The following is a 19,716-nucleotide window of genomic DNA, read 5'->3' as shown; positions in this document are numbered from 1 at the left end:
TCCTATGACGCAGAAAATTTTGAATTGTGTCTAAATTATTTGCGTCACAGGGAAAGTCACAACAGCAGGGGCAAGTAATACTGGTGTTTTGGAAAACAGGAAAGATATAATGAAAGAAAGAATAGTAGTAAGGAGGAGTTTGTATGGTTTATCGTAGAACTCGTAAGGCTCATTTAGCAATGGCTTTTCTTCTTTTAGTACTTACATCGAATATTTTATTGTATCAATCGGGTGTTCAAGAATTTTTATCTCTGTCGTTGACTAGTGGAGTTGCTGTAGGGTCACTTATTGATTTAGCTATTGTTGTACCTTTATTGGCTTTTGGAGCATTTAAAATTACTAAAAAGCAGACGCTAGGACTAATGGTATTCGGACTTGTGTTAGCAAGATTCCTTGTGCCAGCAGAACTGTATACGCCGTATAGAGGAGCACTTTACGCTGGAATCGCAGTGGAAGCCGTACTTTTACTTGCAGAGCTTGCGTTATTGTTTGCAGTCATTTGGAAAGTACCAAAAATACGAAAACAAATGATTGAAATGAATGAAGGTGCTATATATAGCCTTCTACCAGCTGTTGAGAACGTCGTAACGAAAAAATTTTTTATACGAGTAGTTATGTCAGAGTTTCTGATGATTTATTATGCATTTTTTACTTGGAGAAAGAAAAAGCCAAGTCATGCTGGAGTTGTGACAATGCATGAAAAGACAAGTGCAGTGGCATTTAATATTATGCTCATTCATGCAATTGTAATTGAAACAATCGGGATCCACTGGTGGCTACATGAGAAATCACTTGTGCTGTCTATCATTTTACTTATTCTAAATATATACTCCATATTTTACTTTTTAGCAGATATTCAAATTACACGCTTGCATCCATTGGAAATAAGGGATAAAAAATTATACATTACACAAGGGTTAACCGCTAGAATAATCGTACCACTCTCACTCATGAAAGAAATTGAGTGGGGAGGAGCTCTTCCTAGCAAAGACACAGTCAAATTTATCTATCGTGATTTTGAAGAATTAGAACCACAAGCAATCATTCATTTACACGAACCAGTTGAAGTAACGATGTTCATGGGAATGAAAAAGAAAGTAACCGAAATTGCAATTCGTGTAGATGAGCCAGAGAAATTAAGAACTCTTTTAGAAGATGTAATGAATACTAACTAGGATGTAAACATATACAAAACTCCCTGCGAATTTTCACAGGGAGTTTTGGTTTATAAAATTTCTAACCAAATTTTAATCGCTGTTATAGAAATAATGACAGCTAAAATAATTTGTAACACTTTTGTGTTCATCTTTTTTCCAGCTGCTGCTCCAAGAGGCGCTGCAATTAGGCTGGCAATAATCATAATGATAGCGGGATAATAACTTATTTGCCCCGTTGAAATTTTCCCGATAGTCGCTCCAATGGATGAAAGAAAAGTAATTGCTAAGGAAGAAGCAATCGTCATCCTTGTTGGAATCTTTAATACGACAAGCATAATTGGAACTAATAAAAATGCACCTGCCGCTCCTACAATACCAGAGCCGATCCCAACGATTAAGGAGAGGAATGCTGCTAAGCTCTTATTAAATGTCACTTGATCTAGCCGAATATCATCGATTCCTTTTTTCGGTACAAACATCATAATCGCGGCGATTAAGGCAAGTGACCCATATACAATATTTATCCCGTTTTCGGACATGAGCTTAGAACTAAATCCTCCTATAAAACTACCGATTAAAATGCTAATTCCCATATATGCTATTAATGATTTATTTAAGTAACCACCTTTTCGATAAGCCCAAACACCGCCGATCGTTGCAAAGAAAACTTGGATTGCACTAATCCCAGAAACTTCATGTGCAGTGAACGCTGTTAAACCAACTAAAGGCGGAATATATAGGAGCATCGGATATTTTATAATGGACCCGCCAATTCCAAGCATTCCTGAAATATAAGATCCGATAAACCCAATTAGGAAAATTGTAATGATAAATGTGATATCCATGTTGAAAGCTCCCTTAACGAGTTACGATTTGCGAATCCAAAACTTGAATACACCATTTTCCTCTTTTGCATCTAATAACTCATGCCCAGTAGAATTTGCCCATGCAGTTAAATCTGCGTTAGACCCTTTATCTGTTGCATGTATTTCTAGTACTTCATTTGATTGTAGTTCATTAATAGCTTTTTTCGTTTTAACAATAGGCATTGGGCAAGCAAGTCCCTTTGCATCTAATACTTTGTTTGCGTTCATGTTTCATCTCTCCTAATCTATTTTTTATCGTACGGCACAACGGTTTGGTCCAATTTCCATCTCACGTTGTTGTTCTATATCTACAGTAATTTTCCCCATATTTGTTTCTCGAATTTGTTGATATGCATTTGGTTGTGGAGGAAGTTCTTTTGTAACTATATTTCTAAATTCCATTTCATCAGCAATATTTAATCCGTGATTTTCAGCAAATAATGTACCAAGTTTTTTAGAAACACTTCCGTCATCATTTAATTCTTCCATCATCATGAAATGTGCAGGTAGTACGATTAAGTCTGTCGATAGTTCTCGATAGCGTTTATAAAGCGTTTCGCGTAAATCAGCAACCCAATCATCCGCAAGACCAGCTAAGTCAGGTCTACCGATACTATCGATGAATAATATATCTCCAGAAAGCAAGTAAGATTCATCTACGATAAACGATGTAGACCCAATCGTATGCCCTGGGGAGTATAGTGCATGTATATCAATAGAAGTGCTACCGATAGTTATACTACTACCATTCTCCAAATGCTCATATTTAAATGTCACTTCAGTAGCATCTTTAGGAGGCAGCCAGTATGTCGCATTTGTTCTTTCAGCGATAGCTCTTCCACCTGAAATATGGTCTGCATGAAGATGAGTATCTAGTACATGCGTAATAGTAGCACCGATACTTTCGGCAAAATCAATATAAACATCTATCATACGTGTCGAATCAATAAGAGCTGCTTCTCCATTTGATACAACCATATAAGAAAGACAGCCTTTACCTAGCCTAACAAATTGATAGATTGCACCAGAACCATTCAGATCACCAATCTTAATGGGCTCCAAATACTCACTCCAGGCTTTCATACCACCTTCTAAGTAAGAAGCTTCTCGTCCTGCTTCAGCAAGCATTTCAGCGATCATAATGGAAGAACCTTCTTTGGCACAAACAACTAAAACTTCTTTTGAAGAAGGGAGTTGTGGAAGGATTTCCTCTACTCCATCAAGCAGTTCAAAATAAGGAATATTCAAGTGTTCAAAGTGATGTCCTTCAATTTTCCAGTCTTTAAAGTCGTTTTCATTTCGAACATCTAAAATAAAGACTTCATCTCTATGGATTGCCTTGGAAGCAACTTCTTTAGCTGTCATTGCTTTAATTGTCATTTATATATACCCCCTATAGTATAGTTTGTTTTAAATTTTTTTATCGGTATGTCCTGTCCATGTACTCATGCCTGGAACAACATTTAGCACTTTTTCAAAACCACTAGCAGCAAGCTTTTGAGCTGCAAAATCACTGCGACTTCCTGTACGACATACAATATATAGTTCTGCCTCTTTGTCTAACTCGTGCAGATGGTTTTCTAATTCTCCTAATGGGATAGAAATAGCTGTTGGAATATGATTGAATGCAAATTCTGCTTCTTCTCTTACATCAACAATAATAGTTGCTTCATTTGCTCGTAATTTTTCTTGAAGCCCTTCGTTACTAATTACATAGGGATGCTTTCTTTCGATTGCTTCATCATTCGATGATTTTCTTAAGTAATGCTTTAATACACCATCTTGTTCTAATGTTCCTAAATACTGATGCCCAGTGCTCTCCGCCCATGCTTGAAGATCGGCTTTAGAGCCTTTATCCGTCGCATGAACTTCTAAAACTTGACCTCCGTCTAGGTTTGTCATCGCTTTTTTCGTTTTAACGATTGGCATTGGACATGCAAGCCCCTTAGCATCTAATAAAACATCTGATTTCATTTGAATTCCTCCTGTATTATACCGGGTGGGGTATATAAAAGCTTAAAAATTACTGGATAGGACCTTCCCACGCTAACATGCCACCAGTCATATTAGCCGCTTTAAATCCTTGACTTGTTAAAAATTCAGTTGCTCTTCCACTTCTAGCACCAGAACGGCAAACGATAATATATTCTTTCGATTTATCTAGCTCATGCATACGGAATTCGATCAATCCTAATGGGATATTAATCGCTTCTTTAATCTTGCCAGCTGCAACTTCATCTACCTCACGTACATCAATCAGCTGAACTGCTTTGCCCTCGTTTAATAAAGTTTCTACTTCTTTCGTCGTTAATTGTTCCATTGTGAAATTCCTCCTCGTACGTTCGTTACTTTTTCAAAGCCCATCTTTTTAAGTGTTTTACATGCTTTATTGCTGCGCATACCGCTTTGACAAAGAACAATGACTTCTTCTTTTTTTGATAGTTTGTTAATTGTTTTATTGTTTAACTGATGCAGTGGAATGTTTTGAAACCCGCTAATATAACGAGCCTTGAATTCGGCAGGTGTTCGCACGTCTATAAATTGCTTCTGCTTCTGCTTCTGCTGTAGCTCCTTGCTCAGATCAGCTGTAGTAATTTGTTTTACACCCTTCGTTGGCAGTATTCGTAGCAATAAAAACACTGCGACGAGCCCGATTAGTATATAGCCTCCATAATCCAATTCGTTCACTCCCTTATATAAATAAGTTTACATTGCCGTCTTCAGCATCTGCTAAATACGCAGCAACTCCAGCATAAGTAATGTCATCTAATAATTCTTCTTGCTGTAAGCCCAATAAATCCATCGTCATTGTACAAGCAACTAACTTGATATCTTGCTCTTGTGCCATTTCGATTAGTTGTGTAAGTGTTAGGGCATTATGCTTTTTCATAACATTTTTGATAAGTTTTGGACCAAAACCTGCAAACTGCATTTTCGATAAGCCCATTTTTTCAGCACCACGAGGCATCATTTTGCCAAACATATTTTCCAGGAATCCTTTTTTAACTGGTATTTCCTCTTCTTTACGCAGTGCATTTAAACCCCAGAACGTATGGAAAATTGTTACTTCGTGATCGTAGGCTGCTGCTCCGTTTGCAATAATATAAGCCGCCATTGCTTTATCGTAGTCACCGCTAAATAACACGATAGTCGTTCGTTTTGTCTCTGACATGTAGTCACACTCCATTTATTTTATTACCCATAGGGGTATATTTTGTTCTAAAAAGAATGGATCGGTAGTATGCACCAATCCTATCTACTTTTCACGAGTAAGTTTACAGCCTCTTTTACTAACTCATCTGTTTCTTGTCCTTGTTCGTTGGCACTGCGTACACAGTCTACAAGGTTTGAGCTGACGATAACACCAATAGTTCGGTCAATGGCAGATCTAGTAGCAGATAGTTGAGTGATTACATTTTTGCAATCTTTTTCTTCTTCCATCATTTTTAAAATGCCTCTTAACTGACCTTCGATACGTTTTACTCTATTTTTCATCTGATCATTGTATTCCATTTGTATTCACTCCTTTTAGTGTGTGAATTGGTTAATCTGTTTTTATATTATACCTATAGGGGTATAATGTCAACGGTATTGTTTTGCTTTAATTGACCTTGCAATATAAATTAGTTATAATTATCTCAAATTCGAGATAATTGAAAGGGAGTTTGAACATGGAACATGTTTTTTATAAAGGCGCAGATGATACAAAGCCAACGCTATTACTTTTACACGGAACAGGTGGAAACGAGCATGATTTAGTTCCTTTAGGGAAAGGCATAGATGGAACGGCATCAATTTTGAGTGTGCGAGGAAATGTATTAGAAAATGGAATGCCACGCTTTTTTAAACGTTTAGCGGAAGGGGTATTCGACCTAGAGGATTTAGCGTTCCGAACGGAAGAGTTGAAAAATTTTATCGATGAGGCTGCAAAAAATTACGAGTTCGATCGTAATAATGTAGTAGCAATCGGTTATTCAAATGGTGCGAACATTGCAGCGAATCTTTTATTTGAATATGAAAATGTCCTGAAAGGTGCTATTTTGCATCATCCAATGGTGCCAAGACGTGGCATTGAAATTCCGAAGCATGTTGGAACACCTGTATTTATCGGAGCAGGGAAAAATGATCAAATGTGTCCTGCTGTTGAATCAGAGGACTTACACGCGATGCTTACAAATGCGGGAGCACAAGTTGAGTTATATTGGCATATGTACGGCCATCAGCTAATGCAAGACGAGGTACAAGCGGCGAAAGAATGGTATGACAAGAATTTTTAAGGAGAATCGGTCGAATCCATAAGATAATTAAATGGTTCAATTAAAAAATGGTCAAGCGAGGAAATACACTCGCTTGACCGTTTTACTTAGTGCCACTTACTCGCTTTGTATGGTCCTTTTCTAAAAGGCATCCACCAGTTCCACTTTCCGAATAGTTTCATCAAGCTTGGAACGAGCAATAATCGGATAATAGATGCATCAATTGCTACGGCGATTGCGATGCCGACTCCAATTTGTTTAACGGGCATAACGTCCGTAAATGCAAAAGCTCCGGTAATAACAATCATAATAAGCGCTGCAGACGTAATGATTTTACTAGTAGAAGTAAGTCCATCTATTGTTGCAGCTGTATTATCTAGTGACTTCGAATACTCTTCTTGAATCCGAGAAATTAAAAACACCTCATAGTCCATACTAAGTCCAAATACAAGACTGAATACAATGACTGGAATGATTAGTGCTATCGTTGTTTCTTCGATTCCAAAATGTCCGTATTGGAAGATGTAAACGAGAATTCCAAATGTCGAGGAAAGCCCGATGACATTCATAATAATTGCCTTTAGAGGTATTAAAATAGAACGGAAGGCAATCATCAATATGACAAAGGTAGACCCAAGAATAATCGCTAGCAGCAAGCCGACTTTATTGAAGATTTCATCGAAAATTTCTTGATTAAACTTTGGTTGACCACCGAGTGAAATATCTACGGCTAATTTTTTGTCGGACCATGTTCGTGTCCATTCTTGCGCCTCATTAGAAGCACCGTTCAAGCCTAATGTAATAGGGAGCAATAATGTATCCCCTTGAACAAATGTTTCAAAAAGAGGCGTAAGCTGCCCTGCAACTTCTGGAACTTGCATACTTTGCTCCCATTGTTCGACTGTCGGAATTTCACTTGCTTGGAAGATCGAATTGACTGAGTCTACTTCTTTATCGTTTAGCAATTGATCTTCTAAGTCTTTCATTGCCTCTAAACCAGCTGTATTGTCCCAGCCGCCTTTTCGTTCTGCAAGCATATAGACTGTCGATTGTTCTCCTAATCCAAACTCTTTATCCATCAATTCATAAGCTTGTCGTGAATCATAGGAAAGAGGTAGGGAGTCGACTTGTGGAATAGTCAATTTCATATCTTTTATTGGAATAATACCAATACCTAAAATGATTAATGCTACAATGATCAGCGTAACAGGACGTTTCATAACGAATGCAGCAAAATTGCGCCATTTAGTAGAAGCACCTGGTCTTACTCGTAGAATGGTCCATTTATTAATACCATCTTTGATAAGCAATAAAATAGCTGGTAGTAAGGTTATTGATGCTAATACAGCCATTAATACAACGAGCATTCCCCCAAGTGCAAGGTTCTGGAATATTTCCACTTTCATCACGAGCATGGCACCTAATCCGATAAAAACACAAACTGCCGAAAAGATAATGGAGCGACCAGCAGTTTGAATAGCAGTTTGAACTGCATCTGGAATAGATTGTTTCACTCGTTCTTCTTTATAGCGATTAATGAGTAATAAAGCAAAGTCGATACTTAAAGCAAGCCCTAGCATCGGAATAATATTCATGACAAAGATGGATAAATTCATCGTTCCACTGAATAATGTCATCATTCCAAAAGTAGAAACAACGGTGATAATCCCAACAACTAGTGGAATAAATGCAGCGGATACACTGCCAAAAGCAAGTAGAAGAACAATTACAGCGATTGGCAAGCCGATTGCTTCAGCGCTCACTAAGTCTTTTTGGCTCGCACTATTAATATCTTTATTTAGCGCAGCACCACCAGTTAATGTGACGCCTTTTTCACCGTCAATTGTTTCTCGAATGGAATCGACGACTTTATTCATATCGACCGTGTCGCTATTGAAATGGAGCATTGCATAAGCGACATGGTCTTTGTAAAGTGTCTCATCCTCTAATGGTGACTGAATCGTTTCTGCAATATGCAGCTTTTCAATATTTGTTATCGTTTGTTCAATTGTTTGATCGCTTGTTTTGTCGAATACTATAAATAATGTTTCTGCTGGCAGATTAAATGTATCGGTAAGCTCTTTCATCACTTGTTGATGCTCTCCATCCGTGCTGAAGCCATCACCTTCTAATAAACCAGGTAATCGAATTGCAAAAACAGCTAATACGGAAAATAATAAAAGCCAAGCGACTAATACAATTTTATAGTAACGTATGATGATATTAGACAAGAGTCGCATAAAAATTCCTCCTTAGAAAATACTAACTACATTAATTGTACTGGAAAGTGAGGGGAACATACTAATCTAATGTTAAAGTTGTAAGAACATTGAATGGAAGAGTATATAGGAATGAATGGAGTGGATTTAGTTACAAGCGGGCGCTTTTCACTACATCCATCCTGCTTATGGGAGTGTATTCATGTTACTTCCTTTCATGTAAAAGGAAAAGAAAAAAGTTCATCTTCACTTCTAGTTAGAAATAGAGCTACAATTTTTGTACGAAGTAAGTTTGTTCTCTACTTCTCCACTTTCTTTCCAAATGTAGAAGTGTCACTTTCTAAAAAACTAAAAAGAATCACCAAAATTGAATCTTTGGCGACCATCAAAGAATATAGAAAGAGGCTTGCTTCTCCTATTCCCGAAATATTTAATTACTTGGCACGGAAGTTTCTGGCGAGTGAAAGGCGAATATTTGCCATACGATGACCGACAAAAAAGCTTGTTGAAAGGGGCGTAGCCACTTTCAACAAGCTTTAAAAATTTCCTCATTCATCGTATAGCCTAATGTAAAGTCCGAAGCGATCCAGAAACTGGGTAGCTATGATGTTCTTAGTTAAAAGAACAAGTTCAGTACTTGGAAGATAACTCCTGCTAATACTGCTGATATCGGCAATGTAATAATCCATGTCAACACGATTTTTTTAGCAACTCCCCATTTCACGCCTTTCACACGCTGTGCAGTTCCAACTCCCATAATTGCAGACGAAATAACATGCGTAGTAGAAACAGGTAAATGAATAGTTGTTGCTCCAAAAATAATCATGGCAGATGACAAGTCAGCTGCAGCTCCGTTAATAGGACGAATCTTCATGATTTTACCGCCAACTGTTTTGATGATTTTGTAACCACCAATAGAAGTTCCAAGTCCCATTGCAGTTGCAGCGGCAATACGTACCCATAATTGAATATCATCAGTAGATTGCAATTCTGCAGCAATTAAAGCCATTGTAATAATCCCCATCGCTTTTTGCGCATCATTTGTACCATGTGTAAACGATTGAAGTGCCGCGGTTCCGATTTGGAATGTGCGGAATCCTTTGTTTGTCCCATATAAGCTTCCGTTTTTAAAGATTACTTTGAATAAAGACATCATTAAAAATCCAACAGCAAGAGCTAAGAAAGGAGAAATGAGCAAAGCTTGAATGATTTTAATGAACCCTGACCAGTTTAATACCCCAAATCCAGCAGCTGATACAGCAGCACCAGCGATTGAGCCGATTAAAGTATGAGAAGAACTGGATGGAATTCCAAAATACCAAGTGACCAAGTTCCATATAATAGCTGAAAATAGTGCAGCTAAAATGATAAGTGAGCCATTTTGTAAAGTGAATGGATCAACGATATCTTTTGTAATTGTTTTAGCAACTCCTGTAAAAGCAAGTGCTCCAACAAAGTTCATAATAGCGGCCATTAATACAGCTACCCTAGGTTTTAAAGCTCTTGTTGAAACAGAAGTTGCAATTGCATTCGCTGTGTCGTGAAATCCGTTTATAAAGTCAAATACTAATGCGAATATTACTACTAAAACGGTAAGAATGAGAATAGTATCCATAAGTATACTCTCCTACGCGTTTCGCATGATAATTGTCTCAATCGTATTTGCAACGTTTTGACAATAATCCGCAATATCTTCTAATTGTTCATAAATGTCTTTAAATTGAATGATTCGAATTGGATCTTTTTCGTTTAAAAACAGTTGTTTAATGGACGAACGAAGTACTTCATCACATTTGCGTTCATATTCTTTAATAAGAATAGAGTGTTCATGCATTTGAAGCAATTTTTTTCGTGAAAGAAGTTCCATTGCTTTTACGATTTCATCTGTACTTTTTACGATATATCCTAAAAATGTGCGCATAGATTCATCAATTTCAATAAGAGAGAACATTTCAAGATGAGCAGTGAAGTTATCAATACCGTCTAAAATATCATCTAATCGAATAGCTAATTGCAAAATATCTTCACGCTCAATAGGTGTCATGAAGGATTTGTTTAGCATCACGATTAACTCATGAATAAGTGAGTCCCCAGCAGTTTCATAATTTTTTACATGGTTGCTAATTTCTTTTAAATCCGAAGCCGTATTGATCTTAAAATCATCTGCGTAATGGGCTGCTTCACGTACGTTTTCAGCAATTTTTAAAAGTGATGTAAAGAATGGGTCTGGTTTTCTTGAACTAATCATAAAAAGCCTCCTGGACTTAGTAAGTGTATTTTTCGACATTTTTCCTCAAATAGCATACCAAAATAATGATTAAATCTATACAATTTTTACGTTTCAAAAGTGAAATTTACATTACTGTAACATTGAAACCTAAAATAAGGAATTTTAAACGTCATTATATTAGAAATTGACGTGTATTTTTTCTGTTTTCTAAAAAGAGTAAGAATATGAAACTTTCTGAAATGTTTTCCGTATATATAAATGAGTTAACAAACTTTATAGCGAAGGGGTGAGGGAAATAGAGCAATTCTTTTTATACTCTTTAATTATTGTGGGACTTATTACGATTTTATATGTATTGTTTGCGGATGCAATTGATGGGGTTGATGCAGGATTTTTAAATCCGACGGTCATTTTATCCTTTCTTTTGTTTATATCAGCGGCGGGATTTATTTTATTGAGATTAACGGAATGGAGCAATGTAGTAGTTATCTTGTTAGCGGTTATTGCTTCTAGTATTTTATCTTTTTTATTGTATTACTTCATATTAATACCGCTTGCATCAGCAGAAGTTTCTATGGCTTATACGGATGAATCATTGCAAGGCAAAGTTGGGAAAGTAATTGTTCCAATTCCAGCAGATGGCTTTGGGGAGATTGTCATTGAAACGGTCAATGGACTAATTTCAAAGCGTGCAGTTGGGTATGACAATGAAGAAATTGAATATGAAAAACAAGTGTTAATCATTGATGTAGAAGGTGGCACATTTTTTGTAAAAGAATATGAGCCTTTGAAATAATTGTTAGGGGGAAATGGAATGGGACTTTTAATCATAGTTGGAGTTGTTGTTGTATTTTTAATGTTAGCCATACTTGCACTATATGTGACTAAGTACCGAACAGTTGGTCCGGATGAAGCGCTAATTGTAACAGGAAGTTATTTAGGATCAAAAAATGTACACACAGATGATTCAGGCAATCGTATTAAAATAATTCGTGGTGGCGGTACATTCGTATTTCCAGTATTTCAACAAGGTCAACCTTTAAGTTTATTATCAAGTAAACTAGAAGTAACAACACCAGAAGTATATACAGAGCAAGGAGTTCCAGTAATGGCCGATGGAACAGCAATTATTAAAATTGGCGGTTCTATTTCCGAAATTGCAACAGCAGCAGAACAGTTTTTAGGGAAATCAAAAGATGATCGTGAAAATGAAGCAAAGGAAGTATTAGAAGGTCATTTACGTTCTATTTTGGGCTCGATGACTGTCGAAGAAATTTATAAAAACCGTGACAAATTCTCTCAAGAAGTGCAACGTGTTGCTTCTCAAGACTTAGCGAAAATGGGTTTAATTATTGTTTCATTTACCATTAAAGATGTTCGTGATAAAAATGGATACTTAGATTCTTTAGGAAAACCGAGAATTGCGCAAGTGAAGAGAGATGCAGACATAGCAACGGCAGAAGCAGAGAAAGAAACACGCATTAAACGCGCGGAAGCTTCAAAAGAAGCGCAGCGTTCGGAGATAGAGCGTGCAACTGAAATTGCAGAGGCAGAAAAGGATAATCAGTTGAAAGTAGCGGAATATCGTCGTGAGCAAGATATTGCAAGAGCACGTGCTGACCAAGCGTATGAGCTAGAAACTGCTCGTTCGAAACAAGAAGTTACAGAACAAGAAATGCAAATTCAAATTATTGAGCGTCAAAAACAAATCGAATTGGAAGAAAAAGAGATTTTACGTCGTGAAAAGCAATATGATTCGGAAGTGAAGAAAAAGGCGGATGCGGATCGTTATGCAATTGAACAAAACGCGGCAGCTTCTAAATCCCGTGAAATGGCTGAAGCGGATGCTGAAAAATACCGAATTGAAGCAAAAGCAAAAGCGGATGCAGAGAAAGTGCGTTTAGACGGGCTTGCAAAAGCGGATTCGCAACGAGCACAAGGGGAATCGGAAGCGGATGTTATTCGTCTGAAAGGTCTTGCAGAAGCAGAAGCAAAACGTAAAATAGCAGAAGCATTTGAGATGTATGGCCAAGCGGCGGTATTGGACATGATTGTGAAAATGTTACCAGAATATGCAAAACAAATCGCAAGTCCTCTTGCAAATATCGACAAAATTACTGTTGTGGATACTGGCGGTGGTGAAGGTGGAGGGGCAAATAAAATAACTTCTTATGCAACAAATTTGATGTCGACGCTACAAGAAACATTAAAAGCATCGTCTGGAATTGATGTAAAAGAAATGCTTGAAAACTACTCTGGCAAAGGGAATATTCGTCCGAGTATCGAGCAACTTACGGAAGAAGTAAGAAAAGTGAATGAGCAACAACTACCAGAAGATTAAGCTTCAAAAGGTGATCAAAATTTATTTTGGTCACCTTTTATTATGATTCCATTATTGTGTATAAAATTGTATAATAAAAGAATAAATTGTTTAATCATGTAAAGGGCATGGGGGCAAAGGGATGCTTACGAAAAAGCAAATACAGGATATAAAGCAAAATGCAAGTTTACCTAGAGTTATTACGGAGCAGACTGTCACAACATATCTTGGAAAAGTAAATGATACTTCCTATTCTTTATATACATTGCATCCTGGAAGTACATCTTGGATTTATTCGGCGTTGCAAAATCGTGGAAATTACAAGGAAAGTTATACAATTGTGCATGGAGAGTTAGAAATAGAGAGGGATGGACAGAAAAAGATAATGCAAGTTGGCGAAGTTATTGACGCGACTGTTGGGAAGTCTATCTTAACTTGTTTTGCGAAAGAGACTGTGGATATACTGTTTGAAATGACTTCTGATTATTTTGAAAAGAATTTTACTGAACGAGAAATTATACACAGAGACGCGAAAAAAATTCAAGAAGTAGATGGCTATACATATCATCATTGTACACGTATTAGGGATTATTCAATCGAATTATGGAAAAGAATAAAACCAAATGGACATGGATTGAAAGTACTAAGTAACGGTTCTTATTTTCACGATATCGGAAAACTAGCAGTGCCACTAGAAATTTTAAATAAAGCTGGAAAGCTGACAGAAGATGAATGGAAAATCATTCAAATGCACACAACTCTTGGAGCTGAAATGATGCGGAATCATGAAATAGAAGCATTAAGAGAAGCCGCTTTCATTGTAGAAGAACATCATGAGCGATATGATGGAAAAGGATATCCATACGGTTTAATTGGGGAAGAAATTTCACTGGAAGCTTCTATTGTTTCTGTCGTTGATGCTTTCGATGCAATGACAACCAATCGGGTATATAGAGGTGCGATGACGATTGAGGAAGCAGTTCAAGAAGTAAAGGATGGAAAAGGTACTCAATTTAACCCTACAGTTGTGGATGAGTTTTTAAAAATGATGAGTGAAAGAAATAATGAGTGGGGGGTTAATATCCACCCGAGTTGAAAAGAGGAGTGAGGTAGGATGGCTTACCGTATTGAACAAGATTCGATGGGACAAATCCAAGTTCCGCAAGATAGTCTTTGGGGAGCGCAAACACAAAGAAGCAAAGAAAACTTTAAAATTGGACAAGAGAAAATGCCAATTGGTGTCATTCACGGACTTGCTCTTTTAAAAAAATCAGCTGCTATCGTAAGTCATTCACTTGGCAATTTATCAGAAGTGAAAAAAGATGCAATCTGTTTAGCTGCGGATGAAATTATTGCAGGTCAGCTAAACGAGCATTTCCCTCTTGTTGTATGGCAAACTGGAAGTGGCACTCAGTCGAATATGAATGTGAATGAAGTTATCGCTCACCGTGGCAATCAATTTTTGGAAGAACAAGGTAGCGAGGAGCGCCTTCACCCAAATGACGATGTGAATAAATCCCAAAGTTCCAATGACACTTTTCCAACTGCCTTACATATAGCAGGTGTCCTTGCAGTAGAGCAACAACTTCTACCAGCAATCGATGTACTAAAAGAAACGCTAGGAAAAAAATCCGAGCAGCTTATGGGCATTGTGAAAATTGGTCGCACGCATTTACAAGATGCGACTCCATTATCACTTGGCCAAGAATTTAGTGGCTGGCACAGAATGCTAGAGAAATCTGCAAAAATGATTTCTCAAAGTATGGAAGAAATGAAAGAGCTAGCGATTGGTGGAACAGCTGTTGGAACTGGCTTGAACGCACCGAAAGGATTCGGTGAGTTAGTTGCTGCTGAAATCTCAAAAGCACTAGGAATTGAATTTACCTCTGCCAAAAATAAGTTTCATGCATTAACAAGCTATGATGATATCGTATACGTCCATGGAGCAGTTAAAGCGTTGGCAGCAGATTTAATGAAAATCGCAAATGACGTTCGTTTATTAGCAAGTGGCCCAAGATCAGGCATTGGAGAAATTTCTATTCCTGAAAATGAACCTGGGAGCTCGATTATGCCAGGTAAAGTGAATCCAACACAAAGTGAAGCACTGACAATGGTTGTCGCACAAGTGATGGGGAATGATACAACAATTGGCTTTGCAGCAAGCCAAGGAAATTATCAATTGAATGTATTTAAACCAGTAATCATTCATAATTTCCTTCAATCTGTAGAGTTGCTAAGTGATGCAATGATTAGCTTTAACGATAATTGTGCCGTTGGAATTGAACCGAATTTAGAGACAATCGAGCATCATGTAAACAATTCCTTAATGCTCGTTACTGCATTAAACCCATACATTGGTTATGAAAATGCAGCGAAAATTGCAAAGTATGCACATAAAAATGGCACGACATTGAAAGAAGCGGCGGTTGCTCTTGATTTATTAACTGCTGAAAAATTTGATGAACTAGTACGACCGGAAAAAATGATATAGAAATATGAGGTTGCATAATAAATGAAAAAAATTCTATTCTTATTATTAAGTTCTATGCTTGTTCTTGCAGCATGTGGAGAAAAGAAAGCAGAAGAAAATCACGATGATCATCCAGAGCATTTGCCGAATGGTGACTTGCAGGAAGTAACGGCATCCACTGATGTCCTACCAGCTTTTTTAGATGCACAACCTGAAGAAATGAAAATCATTTATCAAGCTTCTGCAAAAGCACATGATATTTTAAAATGGATGCCTTGCTATTGCGGTTGTGGAGATAGTGCAGGGCACGAAAGTAACTTTAACTGTTTCGTAGACGAAATTAAAGACAGTGGTGAAGTTGTATGGGATGATCACGGAACAAGATGTGCAGCATGTTTAGAAACAGCTGTCATGTCTATTAAGATGGTGCAAGAAGGTAAAACATTAGTAGAAATTCGAAATGCAATTGATGAAGCATATAAAGAAGGCTATGCAACACCAACAGACACTCCAATGCCTTCTTAATAAGCAAAAAACAGCACCTCTACACAGGTTTGTGTGAGGGTGCTGTTTTATTTTTGTGCAAATTGTTCGTAAACGGATGGCTGAGCCGAATAATCGGATGGCCATGCAGCTAAGCCGCCGCCGACATGACTTTATTTAATATAATAGTCGCTTGTTAAATAAGGTGCGATCACTTCTGTTGGAATTTCAAATGTAAGAACGCCCATATATCCTGGGGCAACTTCGTATTTGTCGAAAGAAATAGTCAGCTTATGGTCAGCTGTGATGGAGAAAGTTTGATCTGCACGAATTGCTTCAAAGGATTCAAAATCTGCTTCTTCTCCAACCCAGTAAACAAGATCTTCATCAGCTGCCATTTGTTTAATCATGTCCTCTTTAATATAAGTAGAAATTGCTTCCACATAACCGTCATTTTTAAACAAACTAGGTAATGTGATTAAAATTTCATTTTTCTTATCGATTGTGTCAGTACGCATTGTAGTAGACGATGAGCCCACTGTATTTACTTCGTAGCGACTAATCGAAAGAATGTCATCAGTATCTGTAATGACTTCATAATGAGAATCGACACCAAGATGACCACCGCCACCGGCTTCCTCCATCTCTTTCATTTCACTTTGAAATTGCTCATAGAGTACTTCGTTTTCTGCTGTATATTTTTCATTCAACATATTTTCTAATTCTTTATTTTCAAGACCTACTACATTTGGTGTTTTTAAGTTTGCGTTATATGTTTCTTCGTCAAATGTAATTTCTTGAATAGTTATGACTTGAACGATGGAGCCGAGTACCGGGACTGTTGCTAAGGAGTGTGCTAATGCAGGGCTTACATTTACACTAGCAACAAATAATGTAGCGGCCGCTGCTACACCGATTCCCCATTGTTTAAAAGATCCATTTTTTTTCGATTTTTGCTTTGCCTTTAGGATTGATTGTTCCACTACCCCTTTTAATTCGCTAGGTATCTCAACATCTTCATATCGTTTTTTTGCATCTTGTATTTTTTTCATACTTCCACCTTCTCTTCCATATTTACTCGTAGCTTTCGCAGACCTGCATATAACCTCGTTTTAATCGTGTTCGCATTTTCCTTTTGTATTTCTGCAATATCCTCGATTTTCAAATCTTCAAAATAGCGTAGAACAACAATCGTTTTATACGGCTCCCCTAACTCGTCGAGAGCATCGTATAAATCTAAGTTCTTTGTTTCATCTCTTTGTTCTGGTAGAAACGAATGAAGTGCATCTTCCTCCATTACTTGCATACGTCCATGCTTTTTAATGAAATCTAATGATGTATTAATGATGATTCGATAAATCCATGTTTTCATAAATTGAATTTCTTCCAATTGCTCGACTGATTTTAATGCCTTCAAAATACTTTCTTGAATAATGTCTAGAGCATTTTCTTTGTTTTTCACATAGCTGTAAGCTAGTCGATAATGTACATGTTGATTTTCTACAATATAATTTTCAACAAGTTCGTATTTTTCATTTTTAGTCATGACATAGATATACTCCTTTTTTGTTACGTAACTACTTGTTTGACGGATAACAACTTAGAAAAGTTTGCTTTGATCTAAAAAAATAAAAACATCTTAAGAAACTCTTCATAATTATCCTTCCAAAATGTTAAGAAACGATGGTTACACTGTGGTAGTAGCAAAATGGAAGGAGCAATTAAAATGATACAAGTTCAGAATGTTAATCATACATTTTCAATAGGTAAAAAAGGGAAAGAAAAGAAAGTCCCTGTCTTAAAAGGATTATCCTTTGAAGTAGAGAAGGGAGAGGTCGTAGCTATTGTAGGGAAAAGTGGATCAGGTAAGTCAACTTTACTTCATACTATAGCGGGTTTTATGACTCCAGAACAAGGTTCTATTATAGTTAACGGGCAAGAAACAGTCTTGTTAAATGAAACTGAGAGGGCTGAATTTCGTTTAAATAATTTCGGATTTATCTTTCAAAACTTTCAATTGATGCCTGGACTAACGGCATTTGAAAACGTGGAACTTCCACTGAAATTGAAGGGAGTTACTTCAAAAAAAAGAAAAACAAGTGTAAAGCAATTGTTGAAAAAGGTAGGGCTAGAAGAGGTAGCAGACCATTATCCTAATGAGCTATCAGGAGGTCAGCAGCAACGAGTTAGTATTGCGCGTGCGTTAGTTACGAATCCACCTATTCTGTTTGCGGATGAACCGACTGGAAGCTTAGATTCGGAAACGGAGCAGGATATTTTATTATTAATACAAGATTTGAATCAAACACTGGGTGTAACGTTTGTCATCATCACGCACGACGAGGAAGTAGCTAGTATTGCACATCGTCAATTTAGAATGCATGATGGAGAACTTGTGAAGGGGGAAGGACGATATGTTATTTAAAGACCAAATAGATTTTGTAAGTCAACATATTAAGAAAAATAAATTACGTGTATTTATGACAGTACTTGCTGCAACAATGGGGTGTGCATTTTTAATCGTACTTGCTTCTATTGGATTTGGCATACAAGATACGATGCGTAAAGAAATATTAGAAGATCAGGCAATTACAGAAATTGAAATATTTCAGAGTCCAGATGAAGACCTCGATCTTTCGCAAATTAGAGCACTCGAGCAAATTAATGCAATTGTGCAACGAACGAGAATGGATGCTGCAATGTCCTCTCAATTAGAAGGACGCTCGAATCAAGAGAGCATAATATTAACAAGTTTTGAGGAAGAGAAGAAAGCAAACCTGAAACTATCCGAAGGTCGAATGCCTGTAAAGGATAATGAAATTATAGTAGGGTATCAATTTGCAAAAAGTTTATTAACAGAAGAAGAGCGCAAAGTGCTTGAAGAGAGTACAGAAGAAGTAATTGATCAAAAAGGATATACAGGTTCTTTAATCGGAAAAACAATTTCTATGTCACTTCAACCGTTTGAACTAGATGAGGCCTTCCCGGAGAAATGGGACTTCACTATTGTCGGAGTAACCGAGAAACCAGCAAAAGATTGGTTTGTAGATACGAATATATTAATGGATCAGTCATGGAAGGACAAGTTGGAAGAAGTATATGTTGCAAATATGGAGCAAGAAAATGCTAACTTATTTTTTACAAGTACGAAGATTTACACTTCTAGTTTAGAACATGTTAAAGCTGCAACAGATAAATTGAAGGAAATGGGCTATAGTGTTTATTCGGTATCAGAACAATTAGAGCAAATAGATGTATTTTTTATGGCGTTTAAAATAGGTTTGATTTTTGTTGGTACGATTGCTGTCCTCATTTCTTCGATAGGAATTTTTAATACGATGACGATGGCTGTAACAGAAAGAACTCGAGAAATAGGTGTCATGAAAGCAATTGGGGCTAGTCCGAAGTTAATACAACGTTTGTTTTTAATGGAAAGTGCATGGATAGGTATTATTGGAACTGCCTTAGCGGTCATTATTTCGTATGCAGTTAGTTTCTTAGCGAACTGGATATTACCTATGGTAGTAGGTGCTGCGCTTGGTGAGGAAAGCTTCGAGGGTGTTGAGATGACGTTTTCCTTAATACCGTGGCAGTTAGTAGTAATTGCATCCATTATTAGCATTGGTGTTTCTATGATTTCCGGATGGAGACCAGCACGTAAAGCAACAAAAATTGATGTGATTCAAGCGTTAAGGCAGGAATTATAAAAGAAAGG

Annotated in this window: 23 protein-coding genes; 10 read left to right on the top strand and 13 right to left on the bottom strand. The window is 37.1% G+C overall.

Annotated features, from left to right (window positions below; genetic code table 11):
* Nucleotides 1-143: 143 nt before the first annotated feature.
* Nucleotides 144-1,175 carry a beta-carotene 15,15'-monooxygenase gene (locus RUH95_RS06270; protein WP_313891984.1) on the top strand — a complete coding sequence of 344 codons (1,032 nt, stop codon included), beginning with the start codon at nt 144-146 and terminating at the stop codon, nt 1,173-1,175.
* A gap of 50 nt (nt 1,176-1,225) precedes the next feature.
* Here RUH95_RS06270 and RUH95_RS06265 read toward each other — a convergent pair whose 3' ends face one another.
* The 8 genes from RUH95_RS06265 to RUH95_RS06230 all read right to left on the bottom strand — a co-directional run bounded on the left by RUH95_RS06265 (nt 1,226) and on the right by RUH95_RS06230 (nt 5,536).
* On the bottom strand, nt 1,226-2,002 hold the full coding sequence (locus tag RUH95_RS06265; RefSeq protein WP_313891983.1) for a sulfite exporter TauE/SafE family protein: 777 nt from the start codon (nt 2,000-2,002) through the stop codon (nt 1,226-1,228).
* 21 nt (nt 2,003-2,023) lie between these two features.
* On the bottom strand, nt 2,024-2,251 hold the full coding sequence (locus tag RUH95_RS06260) for a sulfurtransferase TusA family protein (protein WP_313891982.1): 228 nt from the start codon (nt 2,249-2,251) through the stop codon (nt 2,024-2,026).
* Nucleotides 2,252-2,275: 24 nt separating this feature from the next.
* Complete coding sequence (locus RUH95_RS06255) at nt 2,276-3,403, bottom strand: MBL fold metallo-hydrolase (protein ID WP_313891981.1); 1,128 nt, start codon at nt 3,401-3,403, stop codon at nt 2,276-2,278.
* A gap of 30 nt (nt 3,404-3,433) precedes the next feature.
* Nucleotides 3,434-3,997: a sulfurtransferase TusA family protein gene (locus RUH95_RS06250; protein ID WP_313891980.1), complete on the bottom strand. Its 564-nt coding sequence runs from the start codon at nt 3,995-3,997 to the stop codon at nt 3,434-3,436.
* Between the two features lie 49 nt (nt 3,998-4,046).
* Nucleotides 4,047-4,343: a rhodanese-like domain-containing protein gene (locus RUH95_RS06245; protein ID WP_313891979.1), complete on the bottom strand. Its 297-nt coding sequence runs from the start codon at nt 4,341-4,343 to the stop codon at nt 4,047-4,049.
* Nucleotides 4,331-4,702 (bottom strand): rhodanese-like domain-containing protein, encoded by a 372-nt coding sequence (locus tag RUH95_RS06240; RefSeq protein WP_313891978.1) that lies wholly within the window; start codon nt 4,700-4,702, stop codon nt 4,331-4,333. The genes RUH95_RS06245 and RUH95_RS06240 overlap by 13 nt, the downstream gene beginning before the upstream one ends.
* A 13-nt stretch (nt 4,703-4,715) precedes the next feature.
* Nucleotides 4,716-5,195, bottom strand: coding sequence for a DsrE/DsrF/DrsH-like family protein (locus RUH95_RS06235; protein ID WP_313891977.1), 480 nt, complete (start codon nt 5,193-5,195; stop codon nt 4,716-4,718).
* Between the two features lie 80 nt (nt 5,196-5,275).
* Nucleotides 5,276-5,536, bottom strand: a complete 261-nt coding sequence (locus RUH95_RS06230) for a metal-sensitive transcriptional regulator (protein WP_313891976.1) — start codon at nt 5,534-5,536, stop codon at nt 5,276-5,278.
* Between the two features lie 158 nt (nt 5,537-5,694).
* On the opposite strand from RUH95_RS06230, the gene RUH95_RS06225 reads away from it, so the two are divergent.
* A complete protein-coding gene (locus tag RUH95_RS06225) occupies nt 5,695-6,300 on the top strand; it encodes an alpha/beta hydrolase (protein WP_313891975.1) in 606 nt (201 codons plus the stop codon).
* 86 nt (nt 6,301-6,386) lie between these two features.
* Here RUH95_RS06225 and RUH95_RS06220 read toward each other — a convergent pair whose 3' ends face one another.
* Nucleotides 6,387-8,519, bottom strand: coding sequence for an MMPL family transporter (locus RUH95_RS06220; protein ID WP_313891974.1), 2,133 nt, complete (start codon nt 8,517-8,519; stop codon nt 6,387-6,389).
* A 111-nt stretch (nt 8,520-8,630) separates the two neighbouring features.
* Between RUH95_RS06220 and RUH95_RS06215 the strand changes: the two genes are divergently transcribed.
* Complete coding sequence (locus RUH95_RS06215; protein ID WP_313891973.1) at nt 8,631-8,987, top strand: hypothetical protein; 357 nt, start codon at nt 8,631-8,633, stop codon at nt 8,985-8,987.
* 127 nt (nt 8,988-9,114) lie between these two features.
* Here RUH95_RS06215 and RUH95_RS06210 read toward each other — a convergent pair whose 3' ends face one another.
* Nucleotides 9,115-10,113, bottom strand: coding sequence for an inorganic phosphate transporter (locus tag RUH95_RS06210; protein WP_313891972.1), 999 nt, complete (start codon nt 10,111-10,113; stop codon nt 9,115-9,117).
* Between the two features lie 12 nt (nt 10,114-10,125).
* Complete coding sequence (locus tag RUH95_RS06205; protein ID WP_313891971.1) at nt 10,126-10,746, bottom strand: DUF47 domain-containing protein; 621 nt, start codon at nt 10,744-10,746, stop codon at nt 10,126-10,128.
* 268 nt (nt 10,747-11,014) lie between these two features.
* On the opposite strand from RUH95_RS06205, the gene RUH95_RS06200 reads away from it, so the two are divergent.
* The 5 genes from RUH95_RS06200 (at nt 11,015) to RUH95_RS06180 (ending at nt 16,043) form a co-directional block, all read left to right on the top strand.
* Nucleotides 11,015-11,524 carry an NfeD family membrane protein gene (locus tag RUH95_RS06200; protein ID WP_313891970.1) on the top strand — a complete coding sequence of 170 codons (510 nt, stop codon included), beginning with the start codon at nt 11,015-11,017 and terminating at the stop codon, nt 11,522-11,524.
* Nucleotides 11,525-11,542: 18 nt separating this feature from the next.
* Nucleotides 11,543-13,069, top strand: a complete 1,527-nt coding sequence (locus tag RUH95_RS06195; protein ID WP_313891969.1) for a flotillin lipid rafts scaffold protein FloT — start codon at nt 11,543-11,545, stop codon at nt 13,067-13,069.
* Between the two features lie 121 nt (nt 13,070-13,190).
* Nucleotides 13,191-14,144 carry an HD-GYP domain-containing protein gene (locus RUH95_RS06190; protein ID WP_313891968.1) on the top strand — a complete coding sequence of 318 codons (954 nt, stop codon included), beginning with the start codon at nt 13,191-13,193 and terminating at the stop codon, nt 14,142-14,144.
* Nucleotides 14,145-14,162: 18 nt separating this feature from the next.
* Nucleotides 14,163-15,539, top strand: coding sequence for a class II fumarate hydratase (gene fumC, locus RUH95_RS06185; RefSeq protein ID WP_313891967.1), 1,377 nt, complete (start codon nt 14,163-14,165; stop codon nt 15,537-15,539).
* Between the two features lie 21 nt (nt 15,540-15,560).
* Nucleotides 15,561-16,043, top strand: coding sequence for a PCYCGC motif-containing (lipo)protein (locus RUH95_RS06180; protein ID WP_313891966.1), 483 nt, complete (start codon nt 15,561-15,563; stop codon nt 16,041-16,043).
* Between the two features lie 131 nt (nt 16,044-16,174).
* Here RUH95_RS06180 and rsiV read toward each other — a convergent pair whose 3' ends face one another.
* Nucleotides 16,175-17,053, bottom strand: coding sequence for an anti-sigma-V factor RsiV (gene rsiV / locus RUH95_RS06175; RefSeq protein ID WP_313891965.1), 879 nt, complete (start codon nt 17,051-17,053; stop codon nt 16,175-16,177).
* Nucleotides 17,050-17,547, bottom strand: a complete 498-nt coding sequence (locus RUH95_RS06170) for an RNA polymerase sigma factor SigV (protein WP_313891964.1) — start codon at nt 17,545-17,547, stop codon at nt 17,050-17,052. Before RUH95_RS06170 ends, rsiV begins: the two co-directional genes overlap by 4 nt.
* Nucleotides 17,548-17,727: 180 nt before the next feature.
* On the opposite strand from RUH95_RS06170, the gene RUH95_RS06165 reads away from it, so the two are divergent.
* Nucleotides 17,728-18,426 carry an ABC transporter ATP-binding protein gene (locus tag RUH95_RS06165; protein WP_313891963.1) on the top strand — a complete coding sequence of 233 codons (699 nt, stop codon included), beginning with the start codon at nt 17,728-17,730 and terminating at the stop codon, nt 18,424-18,426.
* Nucleotides 18,416-19,708, top strand: coding sequence for an ABC transporter permease (locus tag RUH95_RS06160; protein ID WP_313891962.1), 1,293 nt, complete (start codon nt 18,416-18,418; stop codon nt 19,706-19,708). Before RUH95_RS06165 ends, RUH95_RS06160 begins: the two co-directional genes overlap by 11 nt.
* The last annotated feature ends 8 nt before the right edge of the window (nt 19,709-19,716 follow it).

The sequence above is a fragment of the Psychrobacillus sp. genome, assembly GCF_032154225.1.
In the GTDB taxonomy this organism is placed as follows: domain Bacteria; phylum Bacillota; class Bacilli; order Bacillales_A; family Planococcaceae; genus Psychrobacillus.
Note: the sequence above shows the minus strand (reverse complement) of the source record. Positions and strands in the feature narration are given on the sequence as shown.